Here is a 17,079-nt window from a genome sequence, read left to right as displayed (position 1 = left end):
GGGGCGCGCGACGGCGGCCAGGTGGCGGTGGAGTTCGTGGGCACGGTCCCGCTGATCCTGCTGCTCGTGGCCGCGGTCTGGGAGTGCGTCCTGATCGGCTACGGCTTCGCCCTGGCGGGCAACGCCGCGGACGAGGCGGCGCGCGCCGGCGCCGTCTCGGGCGCCGGCGCCTGCGCGGCGGCGGCCGGGCGGCACGTGGCCGACGCCTGGGCGCCGAGGACGAGTTGCGGCCCGGCGGGGCCCGTCTACCGCGCCACGGTCACCCTCAAGCTCCCCGTCCTCCTCCCGGGCCTGAACCTGGACGTCCCGCTGACCGGCACGGCCGGCTCGGCCCAGGAACGGGAGGAGAACTGACATGCCCACTCCCACTCGCACTCCCCGGCGGTCCCGGGACCGGGGCCAAGTGGCCCTGGAGTACGTCGGGTTCGTACCGATCCTGCTCCTCGTCGCGCTCTGCGCGATCCAGCTCGGCTGGATCGCCTACGTCAACGAGCAGGCCGACACCGCCGCCCGTACCGCCGCGCGCGTCCAGGCCCGTACCGGCTCCGGCGGGGCGGCGGCCGGCAAGGCCGCCATCAGCCCGGAGCTCGCCGCCACCGCGGACGTCGCCGTCAGCCGCAGCGGTGACGCCGTCACCGCCACCGTCACCATCCCGATCAACTCGATCGTCCCCGGGCTCGACGTCCAGTCGGCCGTCCGCACCGCGACCATGCCCTACGACGCACCCGAGGGGGCCGGATGAGCCTGCGTTCCAGGGTCGGCACGCCCGACGACCGCCACAGCCCCCGCGAGGACGGCCGCCTCGTCTCCGCCTACCGGGCCAAGCTCCTCGAGGAGATCGACCTCGCCGAGATGTCGGCGCTCAGCCCCGCCGAGCGCCGCGCCCGCCTCGAACGCGTCCTCGGCCACATCATCAGCCGCGAAGGCCCGGTCCTGTCCACCGCCGAACGCGCCCAGCTCATCCGCCGCGTGGTGGACGAGGCCCTCGGCCTCGGCGTGCTCGAACCGCTCCTCGAAGACCCCTCCGTCTCCGAGATCATGGTCAACGGCCCGGACCACATCTACGTGGAGCGCGCCGGCCGCGTCGAGCAGCTGCCGCTGCGCTTCGCCTCCCACGAGCAGCTCATGCAGACCATCGAGCGCATCGTCTCCACCGTCAACCGCCGCGTGGACGAGGCCAATCCGATGGTGGACGCGCGGCTGCCCTCCGGCGAACGCGTCAACGTCGTCATCCCGCCGCTCTCCCTGACCGGCGCGACCCTCACCATCCGCCGCTTCCCGCGCGCCTTCACCCTCCCCGAGATGATCGCGCTGGGCTCCCTCGACGAGCAGATGCTGCTCCTGCTCTCCGGCCTGGTCCAGTCCCGGGTGAACGCGATCGTCTCCGGCGCCACCGGCACCGGCAAGACCACCTTGCTCAACGCCCTCTCCGGCCTGATCCCCGAGGGCGAGCGCATCATCACCATCGAGGACTCCGCCGAACTCCAGCTCCAGCAGTCCCACGTCATCCGCCTGGAGTCCCGCCCCGCGAACGTCGAGGGCAAGGGCCGCATCACCATCCGCGACCTTGTCCGCAACAGCCTGCGCATGCGCCCCGACCGCATCATCGTCGGCGAGGTCCGCGGCGGGGAGACCCTCGACATGCTCCAGGCGATGTCCACCGGCCACGACGGCTCGCTCGCCACCGTCCACGCCAACAGCGCCGAGGACGCCCTGATGCGCCTGCAGACCCTGGCCTCCATGTCCGAGGTGGAGGTCCCCTTCGAGGCGCTCCAGGACCAGATCAACTCCGCCGTCGACATCGTCGTCCAGCTCACCCGCTTCGGCGACGGCTCCCGCCGCGTCACCGAGATCGCCGTCCTGGACTCGCACGGCCGCGAACCGTTCCGGATCACCTCCGTCTGCCGTTTCGTGGCCCGCCCCATGGGCCCCGACGGCCGCGTCCACGGCCACTTCGAGCACTACCCGCTGCCGCGCCGGATCGCCGAGCGGCTCTACATGCACAACCAGCCGATCCCGCAGGCCTTCGGGGTCGCCGTCTCGGACGACCAGCTCGCCCTCCGGACCCGGACCGCACGGACTGCCCTGTGAACCCACTCGTCCTCCTCGCCCTCGGCGCCACCCTGCTGGCCTGCCTCCTGGTGATCCTCGGCGTGCACGCGTACGCCGCCGGCCGCGCCCAGCGCGCCGCGCTCGTCGCCCGCCTCGACGCCACCGGCGAACCCGCGCCGGCCGGGCGCCGCCGCCGCTTCCCCGCCGTCGACCGGCGGCTGCGCCGCACCCGCCTCGGCCGCCGGATCGAGCTGAAGCTCGCGACCACCGGACTGGACCTGACCCCCGGCGAGTTCTTCGTCTACGCCCTCGGCGGCCTCGCCGCCGTCTGGCTCCTCGCGGCCTCCTTCCTGGCCCCGTTCTTCGGCCCGGTGGCCGGCCTGATCGGCCTGTGGGCGGCCGACGCCTTCCTGAACTGGCAGCGCGCCCGCCGCACCGAACGCTTCATCAACCAGCTCCCCGAACTCGCCCGGATCCTGGCCAACGCCACCCAGGCCGGGCTGGCCCTGCGCACCGCCGTCGGCCTCGCCGCCGAGGAGCTGGAGGCCCCGGCCGGCGAGGAGTTGTCGCGGGTCGCCGACCGGCTCGCCGTGGGCCACTCCGTCGAGGAGGCCCTCGGGGAGCTCGCCGACCGGCTGCCCTCGCGCGAACTCGTCGTCCTCGTCTCCACCCTCGTGCTCTCCGCCCGCGCGGGCGGCGCGATCGTCGGCTCCCTGCGCAACCTCACCGTCACCCTGGAGCAGCGCAAGGAGACCCGGCGCGAGATCCGCACCCAGCTCTCGCAGGTGACGGTCACCGCCTACCTGGTCCCGGCCATCGGGCTCGGCTCGCTGCTGCTGGTCGACGCGATGATGCCGGGCGCGCTGGACCGGATGACGGGGGCGTTCGTGGGCCAGGTCGCGGTGCTGGTCTCCCTGGGCCTGTTCACCCTCGGCTTCGTCCTCATCCGCCGCCTGTCGAAGATCGACGTCTGAGGAGCCGGCCGCCATGACCTCCCTGCTGCTCGCCACCCTCCTCGCCCTGTCCGTCCTCGGCGTCTTCCAGGGCGTCCGGCTCTACCGCGCCGACACCCGGCTCCCCTCCGACCTGGCGCTCGCGCTGGAGGTCGGCGCCACCCGCGCCACCGCCGTCGGCTCCGTCGTCGACCGCATGGGCATCCGCTGGGCGCCGCTGGTGCTGCGGCTGATGGGACCCAAGCGGGTCGCGGCCAAGCGCCGCCGGATCGACCTGGCGGGCAACCCGGCCGGGCTGACCATCGACCGGTACGCCGCCCGGCGCGCGGTCTACGGCGCCCTGGGCGCGCTCGGCGCCTTCGCGATGCTGCTGAACGGCAAACTGGTCGCGGCCCTGCTGATGGTGGCGTTCGGGCTGTTCTGGATCGAGGTCGGCCTGTGGTCGGCGATCCGGGTCCGCCGCGACCACATCGAACGCACCCTGCCCGACTTCCTGGACGTCCTCGCGGTCGTGGTCAGCGCGGGCATCGGCTTCCGGCAGGCGCTGGACCGGGTCGCCGACAAGTACCGGGGCCCGTGGGCGGACGAGATCCGCATCACCCTGCAGCAGATGGACATGGGCGTCAGCCGCCGCCAGGCCTTCGACGAGCTGCGCCGGCGCAACGACTCCGAGCAGGTCGCCCAGTTCGTCACCGCCCTCCAGCAGGGCGAGGAACTCGGCTCGCCGATCGTCGACACCCTGATCGCGATCGCCGAGGACATGCGCCGTACGGACGCCCAGAACGCCCGCCGCCGCGCCGCCCGCGCCGTGCCGAAGGCCACGTTCGCGGTGACCATGTTCATGCTGCCGGGCACCTTGATCCTGCTGGTCTGCGGATTCGTCTACGGCGCGAACGTCGACTTCGGCGCGATCCTCGGGAACGGGTGACGGCGATGGCGGCCTCCTCGCGGCGTACCCGCCGCCCCGCGGCGGCGAGCGGCGCCGGCGCCCCGTCCGCGGAAGGGGGCCCGGCATGCCGCTGCGCGTCCTGATCGCCGACGACAACCCGGTCGTCCGGGCGGGCCTCGCGGCCCTGCTCACCGCCCAGCCGGACCTGACGGTCGCCGCCGAGGCGGCCGACGGCCGCGAGGCGCTGCGGCTGGCCCGCGCCCACCGCCCGGACGCCGTCCTGCTGGACGTGCGCATGCCGGGCGTGGACGGCATCTCGGCCCTGCCGCACCTGGCCCAGCTCGCGCCGGTGCTGATGCTGACGTACTGCCGTGAACCGGAGGTCGTCCGCGAGTCGCTGCTGCTGGGCGCCGGCGGCTACCTGGTCCATGGCGAATTCACGCCGGACCAACTGGTCGGGGCGGTCCGCGACGTCTGCGAGGGCCGGGCCAACTTCACGGCGTCGGCGGCGAGCGCGGTTCTGGCCGAACTCCGCTCGCACTCTTCGCAGCCGCAACGCTATATGCCACAATCGCAAGGCGGTTCCGCTAACCAACCCCTGTACGGGCTGAGTTCACGCGAGGCGGAGGTCATGGATCTCATCGCGTCCGGGATGAGCAACCAGCAGATCGCGGCGACGTGCTTCATCAGCGAGAAGACGGTCAAGAACCACATCAACCGCATCTTCGCGAAGCTGCAGAGCACGACGCGGAGCGAGGCGATAGCCCGGTGGCTGGGAACGGCCCGTCCGGGAGTCACGGGCCATGGCTGACCCGACCCCGCGGTGGGCCCCGCTTTGGGCCCACGGGCCCTTGGCCCCCGCCCGCCAGGCCCCGTACCGTCCGCAAATCGACAGCGGCACCGGCCCGGGAGGGAACCCCCATGTCACACAACACCCCGGCGAAACCCCACCCCCACCCCCGCCCCCACCCCACCCACGACCGAGGCCAAACCGCCTTCGAGTACCTCGGCATCATCCTGGTGGTGGTGGTCATCATCGGGGCGATCGTGGGGACGGGGATCGGCCAGGGCATCACGAACAAGATCAAGGACCAGATCGCCTCGATCACCGCTGGGAAGTGAGCGGGCGCAGACCCGCCGGGGACCGCGGCCAGGCCTTTCCGATCTACGTCGTGGCCGTGGTGGCCCTGCTCTTCGCCGCCCTCGTCTTCTTCGTCGTCGGCCGGGCTGCCGTGACACGCAGCAATGCGCAAGGAGCCGCTGACGCGGCGGCCCTGGCAGCGGCACGAGAAGCCCGGGACAGCCTGCTGCCCGGAGTCGATCTGGGCGCGCTCAAGTCGGAGGACTGGACGAAGGTTCTCCGCGGGGCGTTCTTCGACCCGAAGGGGGCGTGCGCCAAGGCCGAGGACTTCGCGGCCAGGAACGACGCCAAGGGCACATGCACGCAGGACCGGCTCCGGTTCACCGTGTCCGTGAAGACCGACGACGCGGTGGGGGACTCGGTGGTTCCCGGGACCAGCGGCATGCACGGCACGGCCGACGCCACCGCCGAGATCGAGCCGCAATGCACGGTGGGGCCCTCGCCGAAGCCGGGCAGTTCGCCTTCGCAGCCTCCGCCGAGCGACGGCACTCCGGCGCCTCCTGACCCGCCCGGTCCCGTGACGATCAAGTGCAGGAGCGGCGACGACATCGTCTTCGATCCCCTGCATCCCAAGCCCTGGAGCACCTTGGCCAGGTCCCTCTTCAAGGTGCGGCTGGTCGACTGACATGAACGAGAGACAAGGAATCTGCTTGATGAGCATGCGGCACGCGGTGAAGGCACGTGGGGGAGCGGCCGTGGTGGTCGCGGCTGCTCTGGCCCTCGCATTGGCCGGGTGTGGAGGCGGCGACGACGGGAAGCCGAAGAGCGGGCAGAGCGCCCCCGCTGCTTCGCAGCAGAGCGGCTCCCAGAAGCAGAGTCCTACAGCCGGCGAGCCCGCCGCGACCGAGGTCCTCGCGACGGTGAGCGGTGAAGAGGGAATCGTGTTGGAGGTGAACTCGGCGCGACGTGACCCGGGCGGATTCCTGACGGTGAGCGGCCAGCTCAAGAACACCAGCGGCAAGGACTTCACGCACACGACGGCCTGGCGGGGCAACGAACTCACGAGCAGTGGTGAGTCCGTGGCCGGCGCGACGCTGGTCGACAAGGCCGCCAAGAAGCGCTACTACGTCCTACGGGACACCGAGGGCCGGTGCCTGTGCACCACCGGCGTCAACATGATCAGCGCAGGCAAGTCCATCCCCTTCTTCGTCCAGTTCCCCGCGCCGCCCGCAAGCACGGCGGAAGCGGACTTCAGCCTCCCCACCTTCGCCACGGCCACCGTCAAGATTTCCGGGTGACGCCATGACCACGACCCGCCGTCCGGCCGCCGTACTGGCGGCCTCCGTCCTGGTGCTGGCCGGCGCCCACCTCGTGGGCGCCACCGCCGCTCATGCCGACGGCGCCAAGCCGTCCGCGCCGCCCGGTACGGAACCCTCCGCCTCGGCCCCCGTGCCGATCGACTCCAACTCGCCCGGCCTCAAGATCCCCCAGGGCGGCACCCTGGCCCCGCCCAAGGTGCTCGACATCGCCGAGGTCGTCGAGGACCTCGGCGGCGAGCAGCGGCGGCAGGAGACCAACCAGAGCGTCATGATGGCGCTCCAGGCGGAGGTGCTGTTCCCCGAGAACAGCGCCGTGCTCAGTGCGCAGGCCGCCGCCCGGATCCAGGCCATCGGGCAGGAGATCAACCAGCAGAAGGCCACCCGGGTACGGGTCTTCGGCTTCACCGACGACCAGGGCAGCTACGAGCACGGCAAGGAGCTGTCCAAGCAGCGCGCGGACTCCGTCCAGGCGGAGCTGGCCAAGACCGTCACCAATCCCGCCGTCACTTTCGACGTCCGCGGGTACAGCGAGGACTACCCGATCGCCGACAACGGCACCGAGGAAGGCCGCAAGAAGAACCGCCGCGTGGAGATCACCTTCCCTCGCGGCGCCCAGGGCTAGACCGGGCGGCCCGGGCCCGGTTCAGCCCAGCCGCCCCGCCAGTTCCCGGGCCCGGTGGGCCGGGGCCGGGTCCGGGCCGGGGGAGAGGGAGGCCACGGCCGTGGCGCCCTCGACCAGGATCAGCAGGTGCTCCGCCCGTTCCGCCGAGCCCCCGACCTCGGCCAGCAGGTCGCGCAGGGCCGCCTTGTGCCGCCGGACGACCGCCGGGGCGCCGGGGCCGAGTTCGCCGGCGGCGTTGAGGAAGGCGCAGCCGCGGAAGCCGGGCTCGGTGAACCACGCGGCCAGCCAGTCGAAGACGGCCCCCACCGGGTCGGCCGCCCCCGCGGTGGCCGCCCGCAGCGAGTCCAGCCAGCGCCGGTCGCGCCGCTCCAGGTAGGCCGCGACCAGCGCGTCCTTCGCCGGGAAGAGCCGGTAGAGCCGCTTGAGGGGGACACCCGAGGCGGTCCGGATGCGGTCCATGCCGACGGCCTGGATGCCCTCGGCGTAGAACAGCTCCTCCGCGGCGTCCAGCAGTCGGGTCCGGGCCTCTTCGTCGTCCATGCGTCCGAGCGTAGGGCATTTCCCCTTGATCGGAGAACGGTCGTTCTCTATACTCGGCGCGCGGGAGGGAGAACGGCCGTTCTCGCGCCCGAAGCGCCCCCTGCCCCGCACCCCAGGTCCCCTGCCCGGCCCTGCCCTGCCCGCCCTCCGCACTCCCGGGAGCCCGCCATGACCGATGCCCTCCGCCCGCCCCTCCCGCCCTTCACCGAGGAGACCGCCCGTGCCAAGGTCCAGGCGGCCGAGGACGCGTGGAACACCCGGGACCCCGAGCGGGTCGCGCTCGCGTACACCGAGGACTCCGTGTGGCGCAACCGCGACCGGTTCCTCACCGGCCGCGCCGAGATCCGTGCGTTCCTCGCCGAGAAGTGGGCCGCGGAGCTCGACTACCGGCTGCGCAAGGAGCTCTGGGCGTACACGGGCAACCGCATCTCCGTGCGCTTCGAGTACGAGTGGCGCGACGCCGGCGGCCAGTGGTGGCGCAGCTACGGCAACGAGCAGTGGGAGTTCGCGGACGACGGCCTGATGCGCCGCCGCGAGGCCAGCATCAACGACCTGGCCATCCGCGCGGACGAGCGCCGGCTCACCGGGTGAACCGGCCCGCCGCCGTCAGTCCCGGGCGTGCGCCTGCGTGATGATCTCGATCGCGACCTCCAGGGCCGCCTTCCGCTTCTCCTCCGGGTCGTCGCCCTCGATCTGCTGCAGGAACATCATCCCCGCGTGCAGCGTGAACAGCGCGCTCACGCAGCGCACCTGGTCGACCAGGGGGCTGTCGGCGGTGCGCAGGAGTTCCACCATCGCGAACAGCCGGCGCTTGACCGTCTCGCCGATGCTCAGTTCGCGCACGGCCGCCTGGTTCTCCTGCATGAAGCGGTACAGCGAGGCGCCCGCGGCCAGCGCCTCGCTGTAGCGGCGCAGCATCTCCTGCTTGGTCTCCAGCGTCCGCGGCTGCTCCGCGGCCCAGGCGATCAGCTCGTCGATCGGGCGCGTCTGGTCGTCGAAGACGCTGATGAGGATCTCTTCCTTGGTCTTGAAGTGGTAGTACAGCGCCGCCTTCGTGACCCCGAGCCGCTCCGCGATCTCCCGGAGCGAGGTCTTCTCGTACCCCTGTTCGGCGAAGAGCTCCAGCGCGACGTCCTGGATGCGCTGGCGCGTGTTCCCGCGACGCTGCTGCGGGCTGCTGGACATGGCTCTCCCCAAACTTACTTGACGCCCGGCTAGTGACGGGTCTACGGTCCCCAGTGTAGTGAACTAGCCGGGCGGCAAGTAAGTACCGAGGCTCCGGCGACTTGGAACGCGGCGCGCGCGAGGCGTGTACGGGGAGTGGACATGGGTGAGGCAGTGAAGAAGGCGGGGACATCCGAGGAGGTGCAGCCCCGTAGCGTGCGGGTCGTCCTGATGGCGCTCATGATCGCGATGCTGCTGGCGATGCTGGACAACATGATCATCGGCACCGCGATGCCGACGATCGTGGGCGAGCTCGGCGGCCTGGAGCACCTCTCCTGGGTCGTCACCGCCTACACGCTGGCGACCGCGGCCTCCACCCCCATCTGGGGCAAGCTCGGCGACATGTACGGGCGGAAGGGCTCCTTCCTCACCTCCATCGTCCTCTTCCTCATCGGTTCCGCCCTCAGCGGCATGGCCCAGGACATGGGTCAGCTCATCGGCTTCCGCGCCGTGCAGGGTCTGGGCGCCGGCGGTCTGATGGTCGGCGTCATGGCGATCATCGGTGACCTGATCCCGCCCCGCGACCGCGGCAAGTACCAGGGCATGATGGCCGGCGTCATGGCGCTGGCGATGATCGGCGGCCCGCTGGTCGGCGGCACCATCACCGACCACATGGGCTGGCGCTGGTCCTTCTACATCAACCTGCCGCTGGGCGCCGTCGCCCTCGCCATGGTCTCGGCCGTGCTGCACCTCCCGAAGAAGGAGCGCGGCACGAACAAGATCGACTATCTGGGCGCCGCCCTGCTCACCGTGGCCATCACCGCCATCGTGCTCGTCACCACCTGGGGCGGTACGGAGTACGCGTGGGGCTCCGGCCGGATCGTCGGCCTGGTCGCCGTCGGCCTGCTGGCGCTGGCCGCGTTCCTCTTCGTCGAGACCCGCGCCGCCGAGCCGGTGCTGCCGCTGCACATCTTCCGCAGCCGCAACTTCACGCTGATGTCCGCGATCGGCTTCCTGACCGGCTTCGCGATGTTCGGCGCGGTGCTCTACCTGCCGCTCTTCCAGCAGTCCGTCCAGGGCGCCTCGGCCACCAACTCCGGTCTGCTGCTCCTGCCCATGCTGCTGTCGATGATGGCCGTCTCGCTGGTCGCGGGCCGGATCACCACCGACAGCGGCCGGTACAAGGCCTTCCCCATCGCGGGCAGCGCCCTGATGGTCGTCGGGCTCTACCTGCTGGCCACCATGGACACCGGCACCACCCGGCTGGTCTCCGGCCTCTACATGGCGGTCCTCGGCGCCGGCCTCGGCTTCCTGATGCAGATCACCATGCTGGTCGCGCAGAACAGCGTCGAGATGAAGGACATGGGCGTCGCCTCCTCCTCGGCGACCCTCTTCCGCACCCTCGGCGGTTCCTTCGGTGTGGCCCTGATGGGCTCGCTGTTCACCAACCGGGTCCAGGACGCCATGACCGAGCGGCTCGGCGCGGCCGGCGCCGGCGCCACCGGCGGCAGCGCCCAGCTGGACGCCGCGAGCCTGGCCAAGCTGCCCGAGGCGGTGCGCGAGGCGTACCAGCACGCCGTCGCCGCCGGCACCCACGGGGCGTTCCTGCTCGGTGCGGCCGTGACCGTGCTCGGGTTCCTCGCCGCCTGGTTCGTCAAGGAGGTGCCGCTGAAGGGCTCCGGCCCGGCCGCGCCCGCCACCGCCCAGGAGTCCGCCGAGCCGGCGGCCCGGCAGGCACCCGTCGCTGGCTGACCCGGCCCGCTCCCGACCGCGCACCGCCCGCCCCGCCTCCGCCCCGCTGTGACGTTCGCCGCAGCGGGGCGGACGTGCGTCCCCGGACCCTGAGCCGCCTGCCCGACCTGCGCAGGCGCGGACTCGGCGGTGACGCAAGGGACTTCGGAGGCGGGCGACCCTTCCTGCGGCCCGCGGGAAAACGGACGACCAGGGAGGAAGGCGCCGTTACCTGGGATTTGTCCCCAAACCATCGGGAACTCCGCACCGTTGGGCGACGTCCTGACCCACGGAACGTTCAACGCCGGATGGGGAGTGGACCGTTGATGAAGCGCTCGATCGAACACGTCACCCGGGCCCGGATAGCCGTCGCGGCCTCCGCCGCCGCCGTCGCCGCGACCGTGTGGGCGGTGGCCGCCCTCACCGGCTTCGGCGGTGACGGTCACGCCCGCTCCGCGCAGCAGAACGTCTCCCGCCCCCAGGGCACCGCCGACCCCGGGGGCCCGTCGGGCGCCGGACCCACCGCGCAGGTCCCCGAGTCCATCGCCCACGCCTCCGAGGCGGGCGACCGCGCCGTCAACATCACCATCGACGACGGCCCGGACCCCACCTGGACCCCCAAGGTCCTCGACGTCCTCGCCCGCCACCGCGTCACGGCCACCTTCTGCATGATCGGCCCCCAGGCCCGGGCCCACCCCGACCTGGTGAAGCAGGTGGTGGCCGCCGGCCACCGGCTGTGCGACCACTCCGTCGCCCACGACACCGGCATGGACAAGAAGCCCGTCGCCTACCAGGAGCAGCAGATCCTGGAGGCCAAGAAGATGATCGAGGACGCGGCGGGCGGCGGCGCCCGGGTGGAGTACTACCGGGCGCCCGGCGGCGCCTTCACCCCCGACAGCCGCCGCATCGCCGCCGCCCACGGGATGCGCCCGCTCGGCTGGAACGTCGACACCAAGGACTTTACGAACCCGGGCGCGGCCGTCATCGTCGACACCTTCAAGAACGAGCTGGCCAACGGCCCGACCGTGCTCTTCCACGACGGCGGCGGCGACCGCCGGCAGACCGTCCAGGCCCTCGACCAGGTCCTCGACTGGCTGGCGGAGCAGGGCCGCCCCACCGGCTTCCCGGTCCGCACCGCGCGCTGACACGCCGCCGGGCGGCGAACGGGTGAGGTTCGGCCCCCACGGCACCCCGCGGGTGTTCCCTGGGCATGCGGCGTACGCCCGTACGTCCGCCCGCCCCGCCCGCACGCCCGCTCCGGAGGCACTCGTGCCCATCGCCCCTGGCAAGCTGTCCGACCCGGCCGTCCGCGCCTTCGTCACGGCCGTCAACGCCCACGACCGGGACGCCTTCCTGGCCCTGCTCACCCCCGACGCGACCATGTCCGACGACGGCTCCGACCGCGACCTCGAGGAGTGGATCGACAAGGAGATCTTCGACGTCGGCGGCCACATGGACGTCCAGAACGAGTCCCACGGCGGCCGCGGGCTCCTGGTCACCTACCGCAACGACACCTGGGGCGAGATGCGCACCTCCTGGCGCTTCGACGTCTGCGACGACGGCCGGATCAGCCGCTTCGAGACCGGCCAGGCCTGACGGCGCCCCGGCGCCGCGCCCGGTGGACTCCCGGCCCGTACGCCGCACGGGCGGACTCCTGGCCGGCGGCACAGGCCGCCGGCCCTCCCGCACCGGCTCCCGGCCCTCCCGGACCGGGCTCCCGGCCCTCCCGGACCGGGCTCCCGGCCCGCCGTGACCGCCCGACCGGCCCCGGTGGGCTGATATTCCCGGCGCTCGGCCGCCGGTGCCCGTCCGGCCGCCCGTACGGGTGAACGCGCCGCCGGTGACGTTCCGGCCGGCGGAGACCGCCGTTGGTCCGGGCATGAAGCGCACCCGCATCGCCGCTCTCGGGGTCGCCACCGCCGTGGCCGCCCTCGCCCCCGCCCTCGTCGAGGCGGCCTCCGCCGCCGAGGGCACCTCGTACCTCCAGGACCCCGGCGGCGGCGAGAAGACGATGAAGTCGCTGTGGACGAAGGACGAGATGCACAAGGTGGAGGCGCAGTTCCGCTTCCACCCGGGCGTGGTGTACGGCATGGTCGACGCCCCCGCCTCGTCGCCGAGCGCCGAATGGGACGCGAAGAAGCCGGACCCGAAGACCCTGGCGTGGCGGCCCTCGTTCGAGTTCGCCTGGGCGGTGTCGGACTCGGTCGTCGTGAAGAAGGCGCTCACCAGCAAGGACGGCAAGCACCCCGTCACCCTGCACGCGGTCCTGCGGCGGCCCGACGGGACGCCGGCGGCCGAGGTGCGCGACGCGGCGCGGGACCGCGCGGCCACCGGCCGTACCACGCTCCCCGGCGGCGAGCGGATCGCCTGCGACACCGGGACGTACACGGTGGAGTGGTCGGTGACGCGCACCGGCTACGGCACCCTGAACGGCTCCCTGCCGTGGAACTCCAGCTGCGACACCCACCGCACGGCCTTCACCACCGGCCAGACCCCCCGCTAGGGCGGTCCCCTACCGCGTGCGCGCGCCGCCGCGGCAGACCGGATCCGGTCAATTCCCGAAGTGGACAGCGGCGTTGACGCCTCGTTATCGTCAGCGCCCCTGGCGGCTGACCTGGCTCGATGCGGTCGGCGCGCCCGGACTCGTTTTCCGTCGCAGTGGGGGTCGTCCGGTGGGCGCGTTCAATCAGCAGGGCCAGCAGGTGCACGGCAAGCAGATCAACATCGAGGGCGGAGTGCACGGCGGCCTCCACATCGGTGGCGGGGACGGCGAGGGCGGCCGGGGCGAGCTGATGGCGGCCCTGAACGCGCTGCTGGCGGAGATCACCCGGGCCAAGGACGGCGGCGCCCTCCCGGAGGAGCTGGCGCTGGACGTGCAGCACGAGGTCACCCAGGCCACCGCGGCGGCCCGTCGGCCCGACGCCGAGGCCTCGGCCGTCACGAACCGGCTGAACCGCGCGCGCGGCCTGCTCTCCGGGGTCACCGCCGCTGCCGCCGTCACGTCGGCGCTGAGCGCGGCCATCGCCACCGCGCAGGCCCTGCTCTGACGCGCAGTGGCCGACTTCGACCAGAGCGACCAGAAGGTCCGCGACCAGATCAACGTCAACCAGCCCGGAGCCTTGATCGGCGGGGCCGTGGTCCTGGCGATCGTCGCGCTCACCGTCTTCGGCGTCATCACCGTCACCCGCGGCGACGACGACGGCGCCACCCCGGCCGCGCCCGCCCCTTCCACCCCGGCCGCCTCCGCCCCTTCGACCCCGGCGACCGCCCCCTCGACCCCGGTGGCCCCGGCCGCCGCCTCACCGTCGCCCTCGGCCGCGGTCCCCGGTCCGCCGGCGGCGTCGCCGTCGGGGAAGCTGACGTGCGGGGGTGCGCATCCCTCGACCCAGGTCCCGACGGTCAAGGACGTGGTCTGCTACGACACGGCGGGCGGGAGCCACACCCTGGTGGTCGAGGTGAGCGCGGCCACGCCGACGCTGGTGGACGTCTACGCGTGGGTCTCCACGGAGCCGGGGAACCACTACGCCTACCCGTCCGGGCGGCCGAAGGTCTGGCCGGGGGTCAAGGCCGGACCGGGGGTCCAGCAGCTCAGGCTTCCCCTCGACATGACCCTGACACCGGGACGCGAGTACGCCGTCCACGTGTGGACGGGGAAGGCGGACGGTCCGCCGCCGATCCCTCAGGCCAATACGCAGGTCACGGGGCACAGTCTGCCGATCGGCAGGTGAAACGGGAGGGGGCCGGGCTCCCGCGGGGCGCCTTGTGGGCGCGGGGCGGGGTGCCGGCGCGGGGTGCCGGGGCGGACGGCCTTCGTGAGGTCGGGGCCCGGGCGGGGCCGGAGGTCCGGGCGGGGGTGCGGCTCAGCCGGACCTGGCCTCGCGGGACTTCTCCGCGATGCCTTCCAGGACGGACTTCGGGTCGACGCCCGGCTCCAGCGCACGGCCGATGTTGCGCTTGATCGTGTCGCTGACGGTGACCCAGTTGGGCTCGTTGACCGGGTAGAGCTGGGCGCCGCGCAGCGCCGTCAGGAAGGCCTCGTCGGTCTTGTCGATGCCTCCGCCGCCGGCCGGCGTACGGGCGGCGGAGACCGTGGACGGCAGCAGGTGGTAGCGGCCGGCGAAGTCCGTCAGGTTCTTGTCCTGGTAGAGGAAGTCCAAGAACTTGCCGATCTGGACCCGCTTGCCGTTCTGCTTGAACGCCATCATCCAGTCGGCGACGCCGACCGTCGGCGGCCGCTCACCGGAGCCGATCATGTCCGACACCGGCATCTCCACCGCTTCGACCGAGATGCCCCGGGCCTTGGCCTCGTGCAGCAGCGAGGGGTAGCCGTTGAGCATGCCGACCTCGCCGCGCAGGAACGCCGCGAAGGCGTCGGCGCGGTTGAGCTGCGAGGGCGGCACCGGACCGACCAGGCCGGGCTCGACCAGGTTGGTCTTGATCCAGCGGAAGGTCTGGATGTTCCGGTCGGAGGCCAGACTGTAGTTGCCGCTGCTGTCGGCGTAGCCGCCGCCGTTGCTGAGCTCCCAGATCAGCGCCTCGGCGTGCGCCTCCTCCGGGCCCAGCGGCATGGCGTACGGGTACTTCACGCCCTTCTCCTTGAGCGCCTTGGCCGCGGCCTTCAGCTCCGACCAGGTCTTGGGCGCGGTGACGCCCGCCTTGGTGAAGAGCGACACGTTGTAGAAGAGCAGCCGGCTGCTCGCCACGAACGGCAGCCCGTACAGGGTGCTCCCGACCGAGCCGGCCTCGGCGAGGGGCGGGAGGAAGTTGGCCTCGGCGGAGATGGAGAGCAGTTCGTCCGCGGAATACAGCTTGCCCTGGGCCGCGAAGTCCGAATAGGCGCCCATGAGGGCCATGTCGGGCGCCTTGCCCGCCTTGACCATCCGGCTGACCTCGCGGTCGATGTCGGCCCACGGCAGCAGCTGCACCTGGAGCTTCATGCCGGGGTGCTGGGCGGCGAAACGTTCCGCCGTCGTGTCCCAGAACGCCTTGGAACTGTTCGCCGGGCTGTCGCCGTATTCGGCGGCGACCAGGCGGAGGGTGCTGTCGTCCCCGTCGTCACCGGCGGAGGTTCCGCAGCCGGTGAGCGGTACGAGCAGGCCGAGCACGGCCGCACCTGCGGCCGCGCCGAATATTCTTCGTCGCACGGGTGAATTCCCCTGAATTTCTTTTGTGTCCCGGGTGGCAGGGCCGGTTACCAATGAGTTGCTCCGGGGTGAGGTGTCCCTCGATGGCCCGATGGCCGGAATTCTCTCGTGCAGTGGAAGAAATGGCTCCATTGGGCCGGAAGTTGTGGGCAATGGTCCAACTGCCGTTTTTCCGGCTTGTGTTTTCCGATAGGTGATCCTTTGCGGCCACGCGCGTAGACATGCCGAAAGGCCCGTTTCGCGCTGCGGGACGGGCTGTTCGGGCCTGCGGGTGATTCAGTCGGCGAAGTCGCCGGCGTACGGGTCGGGCTCCCCGGTCTCGGGGTTGCGGCCCTCCTGCCAGCGGCGCTGGGCCTTGCGCCAGTGCACGAAGCTGTGCTGCCCGCCGTCCCAGAAGGTGATGCTGACGGGACTCACGTCGAACTCGTCGGACAGCAGCCGGCGCAGGAACTCGGCCATGCCGTACGGGTACACGGCGAAGGTGTCGGCGGTGTGCCGCCCGCAGACGAGGACCGGCCAGCGGTCGGGGTCGGGGTCGGTGGTGAGCCAGCACAGGATGTCGGCGGCGGTGGTGACGCCCCAGGCGATGACCGCCTCCGGGTCCGCGTCGAAGGCGGACCGGCCGCCGTGCGCCTCCCAGGCGGCCCGCGCGTTCGCGGTCTCCTCCGCCATGTGGTCCGGGGCCCACTGCAGTCCCGGGGTCGGCAGGGGTCGAAGGATCTCGGCCTCGCCGTTGATGGTGCCGGCCCCGAAGCGGCCCATGAAGGCGACGTAGTCGGACGGGAGCCGGCCGCCCCAGACCGCCTCGACGGCCCGCCAGTCGAGGTCCTCGTCGGCGCCGTGGGTGGCGGGCATGATCTGTTCCAGCGCCTTGACTTGCGCGTTCTCCGTCATCGCCGCTCCCCGAGGCCCCGCCCTTGCCCAACCGTCCCAACCTACCGTGCGGTGCTCGACCCGGGACCGGGGCCCTGCCCGGCCCGGAGCCCCACGACGACGCCCGGCCGCAGCCCCCACCCGGCCATCGCCCCGGCCGCCGCCTCCAGCACGTACCGCGACCGCAGCCGGGGGCGGCCCAGCCGGCCCGGAGCCATGGTCCGCACGGCCAGCACGCGGCACCGGCGGTCCAGGTAGGCCACGTCGACGGCGAACCGCATCCCGAAGGTGTGGACACTCCCGGCGGGCGTCAGCAGCAGCGCCCCCTCGATCCCGTCCCGCCCGAGCAGCCCCCTCGTCCGGGCCCGGTAGGAGGCCGCCACCTCCATCCCCACCTCGGCCCCACCGGGCAGGACCAGGCACCCGAGACCGTCCCGCCACCGCACGCGCCCACCCATGCCGTCCCTCCCCTTCCGACCGGGCCCGCTTTGGGCCCCGGGGCCCATGCCCCGCTCCGGGGCCGAGCCTAGGGTCGAGCCATGGCCTGGCTCGTGATCGTCGCGGCATCCGCCGCCTACGGTGTGGCAGCCGGGCTGCTGCTCGTCCCCAGGGCGGCGTACCGCCTCTCGGTCCCGCCGGGCGACCCCTGGCGGGCGACCTGCCCCGAGGGCCACCCCGTGGGCCCCTGGCTGGGCCCGGCCCGGTGCGCCG

22 protein-coding genes are annotated in these 17,079 nt (G+C 72.5%); 17 read left to right on the top strand and 5 right to left on the bottom strand.

Annotated elements, in window-relative coordinates; translation table 11 throughout:
- The 10 genes from LG632_RS24245 to LG632_RS24200 form a co-directional block, all read left to right on the top strand.
- A partial coding sequence (locus tag LG632_RS24245; RefSeq protein WP_226729610.1) for a TadE/TadG family type IV pilus assembly protein occupies positions 1-354 on the top strand: 354 nt, incomplete at its 5' end.
- A gap of 1 nt (position 355) precedes the next feature.
- The gene (locus LG632_RS24240) at positions 356-742 is read left to right on the top strand and encodes a TadE/TadG family type IV pilus assembly protein (RefSeq protein ID WP_226729609.1); all 387 of its coding nucleotides are present in this window, start codon (positions 356-358) and stop codon (positions 740-742) included.
- Positions 739-2,091 (top strand): TadA family conjugal transfer-associated ATPase, encoded by a 1,353-nt coding sequence (locus tag LG632_RS24235; RefSeq protein ID WP_226729607.1) that lies wholly within the window; start codon positions 739-741, stop codon positions 2,089-2,091. Before LG632_RS24240 ends, LG632_RS24235 begins: the two co-directional genes overlap by 4 nt.
- Complete coding sequence (locus tag LG632_RS24230) at positions 2,088-3,026, top strand: type II secretion system F family protein (protein WP_226729605.1); 939 nt, start codon at positions 2,088-2,090, stop codon at positions 3,024-3,026. The genes LG632_RS24235 and LG632_RS24230 overlap by 4 nt, the downstream gene beginning before the upstream one ends.
- Before the next feature lie 13 nt (positions 3,027-3,039).
- The gene (locus LG632_RS24225) at positions 3,040-3,933 is read left to right on the top strand and encodes a DUF5936 domain-containing protein (protein WP_226729603.1); all 894 of its coding nucleotides are present in this window, start codon (positions 3,040-3,042) and stop codon (positions 3,931-3,933) included.
- 85 nt (positions 3,934-4,018) lie between these two features.
- Complete coding sequence (locus LG632_RS24220) at positions 4,019-4,705, top strand: response regulator transcription factor (RefSeq protein WP_226729601.1); 687 nt, start codon at positions 4,019-4,021, stop codon at positions 4,703-4,705.
- Between the two features lie 110 nt (positions 4,706-4,815).
- Complete coding sequence (locus LG632_RS24215; RefSeq protein ID WP_226729599.1) at positions 4,816-5,016, top strand: hypothetical protein; 201 nt, start codon at positions 4,816-4,818, stop codon at positions 5,014-5,016.
- Positions 5,013-5,660, top strand: a complete 648-nt coding sequence (locus tag LG632_RS24210; protein WP_226729597.1) for a pilus assembly protein TadG-related protein — start codon at positions 5,013-5,015, stop codon at positions 5,658-5,660. The genes LG632_RS24215 and LG632_RS24210 overlap by 4 nt, the downstream gene beginning before the upstream one ends.
- A 28-nt stretch (positions 5,661-5,688) precedes the next feature.
- On the top strand, positions 5,689-6,273 hold the full coding sequence (locus tag LG632_RS24205; RefSeq protein WP_226729595.1) for a hypothetical protein: 585 nt from the start codon (positions 5,689-5,691) through the stop codon (positions 6,271-6,273).
- A gap of 4 nt (positions 6,274-6,277) precedes the next feature.
- Positions 6,278-6,916, top strand: coding sequence for an OmpA family protein (locus LG632_RS24200; protein WP_226729593.1), 639 nt, complete (start codon positions 6,278-6,280; stop codon positions 6,914-6,916).
- A 21-nt stretch (positions 6,917-6,937) separates the two neighbouring features.
- Here LG632_RS24200 and LG632_RS24195 read toward each other — a convergent pair whose 3' ends face one another.
- Positions 6,938-7,456, bottom strand: coding sequence for a TetR/AcrR family transcriptional regulator (locus LG632_RS24195; RefSeq protein WP_226729592.1), 519 nt, complete (start codon positions 7,454-7,456; stop codon positions 6,938-6,940).
- Positions 7,457-7,624: 168 nt separating this feature from the next.
- Between LG632_RS24195 and LG632_RS24190 the strand changes: the two genes are divergently transcribed.
- Positions 7,625-8,047, top strand: a complete 423-nt coding sequence (locus tag LG632_RS24190; protein ID WP_226729590.1) for a nuclear transport factor 2 family protein — start codon at positions 7,625-7,627, stop codon at positions 8,045-8,047.
- 15 nt (positions 8,048-8,062) lie between these two features.
- Here LG632_RS24190 and LG632_RS24185 read toward each other — a convergent pair whose 3' ends face one another.
- The gene (locus LG632_RS24185; protein WP_226729588.1) at positions 8,063-8,641 is read right to left on the bottom strand and encodes a TetR/AcrR family transcriptional regulator; all 579 of its coding nucleotides are present in this window, start codon (positions 8,639-8,641) and stop codon (positions 8,063-8,065) included.
- A gap of 141 nt (positions 8,642-8,782) precedes the next feature.
- Between LG632_RS24185 and LG632_RS24180 the strand changes: the two genes are divergently transcribed.
- From LG632_RS24180 to LG632_RS24155, 6 genes are all read left to right on the top strand, one after another.
- Positions 8,783-10,372 carry an MDR family MFS transporter gene (locus LG632_RS24180; RefSeq protein WP_226729586.1) on the top strand — a complete coding sequence of 530 codons (1,590 nt, stop codon included), beginning with the start codon at positions 8,783-8,785 and terminating at the stop codon, positions 10,370-10,372.
- A gap of 305 nt (positions 10,373-10,677) precedes the next feature.
- Positions 10,678-11,496 carry a polysaccharide deacetylase family protein gene (locus LG632_RS24175; protein WP_226729585.1) on the top strand — a complete coding sequence of 273 codons (819 nt, stop codon included), beginning with the start codon at positions 10,678-10,680 and terminating at the stop codon, positions 11,494-11,496.
- A 124-nt stretch (positions 11,497-11,620) separates the two neighbouring features.
- Complete coding sequence (locus LG632_RS24170; RefSeq protein ID WP_226729582.1) at positions 11,621-11,947, top strand: nuclear transport factor 2-like protein; 327 nt, start codon at positions 11,621-11,623, stop codon at positions 11,945-11,947.
- Between the two features lie 283 nt (positions 11,948-12,230).
- Positions 12,231-12,854, top strand: a complete 624-nt coding sequence (locus LG632_RS24165; protein ID WP_226729581.1) for a hypothetical protein — start codon at positions 12,231-12,233, stop codon at positions 12,852-12,854.
- Between the two features lie 169 nt (positions 12,855-13,023).
- Positions 13,024-13,398, top strand: a complete 375-nt coding sequence (locus tag LG632_RS24160) for a hypothetical protein (protein ID WP_226729579.1) — start codon at positions 13,024-13,026, stop codon at positions 13,396-13,398.
- A gap of 6 nt (positions 13,399-13,404) precedes the next feature.
- The gene (locus LG632_RS24155) at positions 13,405-14,079 is read left to right on the top strand and encodes a hypothetical protein (RefSeq protein WP_226729578.1); all 675 of its coding nucleotides are present in this window, start codon (positions 13,405-13,407) and stop codon (positions 14,077-14,079) included.
- Between the two features lie 132 nt (positions 14,080-14,211).
- Here LG632_RS24155 and LG632_RS24150 read toward each other — a convergent pair whose 3' ends face one another.
- The 3 genes from LG632_RS24150 to LG632_RS24140 form a co-directional block, all read right to left on the bottom strand.
- Complete coding sequence (locus LG632_RS24150) at positions 14,212-15,495, bottom strand: extracellular solute-binding protein (RefSeq protein WP_226729576.1); 1,284 nt, start codon at positions 15,493-15,495, stop codon at positions 14,212-14,214.
- 276 nt (positions 15,496-15,771) lie between these two features.
- A complete protein-coding gene (locus LG632_RS24145; protein ID WP_226729574.1) occupies positions 15,772-16,389 on the bottom strand; it encodes an SMI1/KNR4 family protein in 618 nt (205 codons plus the stop codon).
- A 41-nt stretch (positions 16,390-16,430) separates the two neighbouring features.
- Positions 16,431-16,826, bottom strand: a complete 396-nt coding sequence (locus LG632_RS24140) for a DUF192 domain-containing protein (RefSeq protein WP_226729572.1) — start codon at positions 16,824-16,826, stop codon at positions 16,431-16,433.
- Positions 16,827-17,079 lie beyond the last annotated feature (253 nt).

The sequence above is a fragment of the Streptomyces antimicrobicus genome, assembly GCF_020532625.1.
Classification (GTDB): Bacteria; Actinomycetota; Actinomycetes; order Streptomycetales; family Streptomycetaceae; genus Streptomyces; species Streptomyces antimicrobicus.
The sequence above is the reverse complement of the archived record's forward strand: the minus strand, read 5'-3'. Positions and strand labels throughout refer to the sequence as shown.

Excerpts from the sequence above, each read along its gene's own strand:
- LG632_RS24200 (WP_226729593.1), top strand. The coding sequence starts at position 6,278 with ATGACCACGACCCGCCGTCCGGCCGCCGTACTGGCGGCCTCCGTCCTG.
- LG632_RS24205 (WP_226729595.1), top strand. The coding sequence starts at position 5,689 with ATGAGCATGCGGCACGCGGTGAAGGCACGTGGGGGAGCGGCCGTGGTG.
- LG632_RS24185 (WP_226729588.1), bottom strand. The coding sequence starts at position 8,641 with ATGTCCAGCAGCCCGCAGCAGCGTCGCGGGAACACGCGCCAGCGCATC.
- LG632_RS24175 (WP_226729585.1), top strand. The coding sequence starts at position 10,678 with ATGAAGCGCTCGATCGAACACGTCACCCGGGCCCGGATAGCCGTCGCG.
- LG632_RS24235 (WP_226729607.1), top strand. The coding sequence starts at position 739 with ATGAGCCTGCGTTCCAGGGTCGGCACGCCCGACGACCGCCACAGCCCC.
- LG632_RS24145 (WP_226729574.1), bottom strand. The coding sequence starts at position 16,389 with ATGACGGAGAACGCGCAAGTCAAGGCGCTGGAACAGATCATGCCCGCC.
- LG632_RS24240 (WP_226729609.1), top strand. The coding sequence starts at position 356 with ATGCCCACTCCCACTCGCACTCCCCGGCGGTCCCGGGACCGGGGCCAA.
- LG632_RS24190 (WP_226729590.1), top strand. The coding sequence starts at position 7,625 with ATGACCGATGCCCTCCGCCCGCCCCTCCCGCCCTTCACCGAGGAGACC.
- LG632_RS24215 (WP_226729599.1), top strand. The coding sequence starts at position 4,816 with ATGTCACACAACACCCCGGCGAAACCCCACCCCCACCCCCGCCCCCAC.
- LG632_RS24165 (WP_226729581.1), top strand. The coding sequence starts at position 12,231 with ATGAAGCGCACCCGCATCGCCGCTCTCGGGGTCGCCACCGCCGTGGCC.
- LG632_RS24195 (WP_226729592.1), bottom strand. The coding sequence starts at position 7,456 with ATGGACGACGAAGAGGCCCGGACCCGACTGCTGGACGCCGCGGAGGAG.
- LG632_RS24140 (WP_226729572.1), bottom strand. The coding sequence starts at position 16,826 with ATGGGTGGGCGCGTGCGGTGGCGGGACGGTCTCGGGTGCCTGGTCCTG.
- LG632_RS24180 (WP_226729586.1), top strand. The coding sequence starts at position 8,783 with ATGGGTGAGGCAGTGAAGAAGGCGGGGACATCCGAGGAGGTGCAGCCC.
- LG632_RS24225 (WP_226729603.1), top strand. The coding sequence starts at position 3,040 with ATGACCTCCCTGCTGCTCGCCACCCTCCTCGCCCTGTCCGTCCTCGGC.
- LG632_RS24220 (WP_226729601.1), top strand. The coding sequence starts at position 4,019 with ATGCCGCTGCGCGTCCTGATCGCCGACGACAACCCGGTCGTCCGGGCG.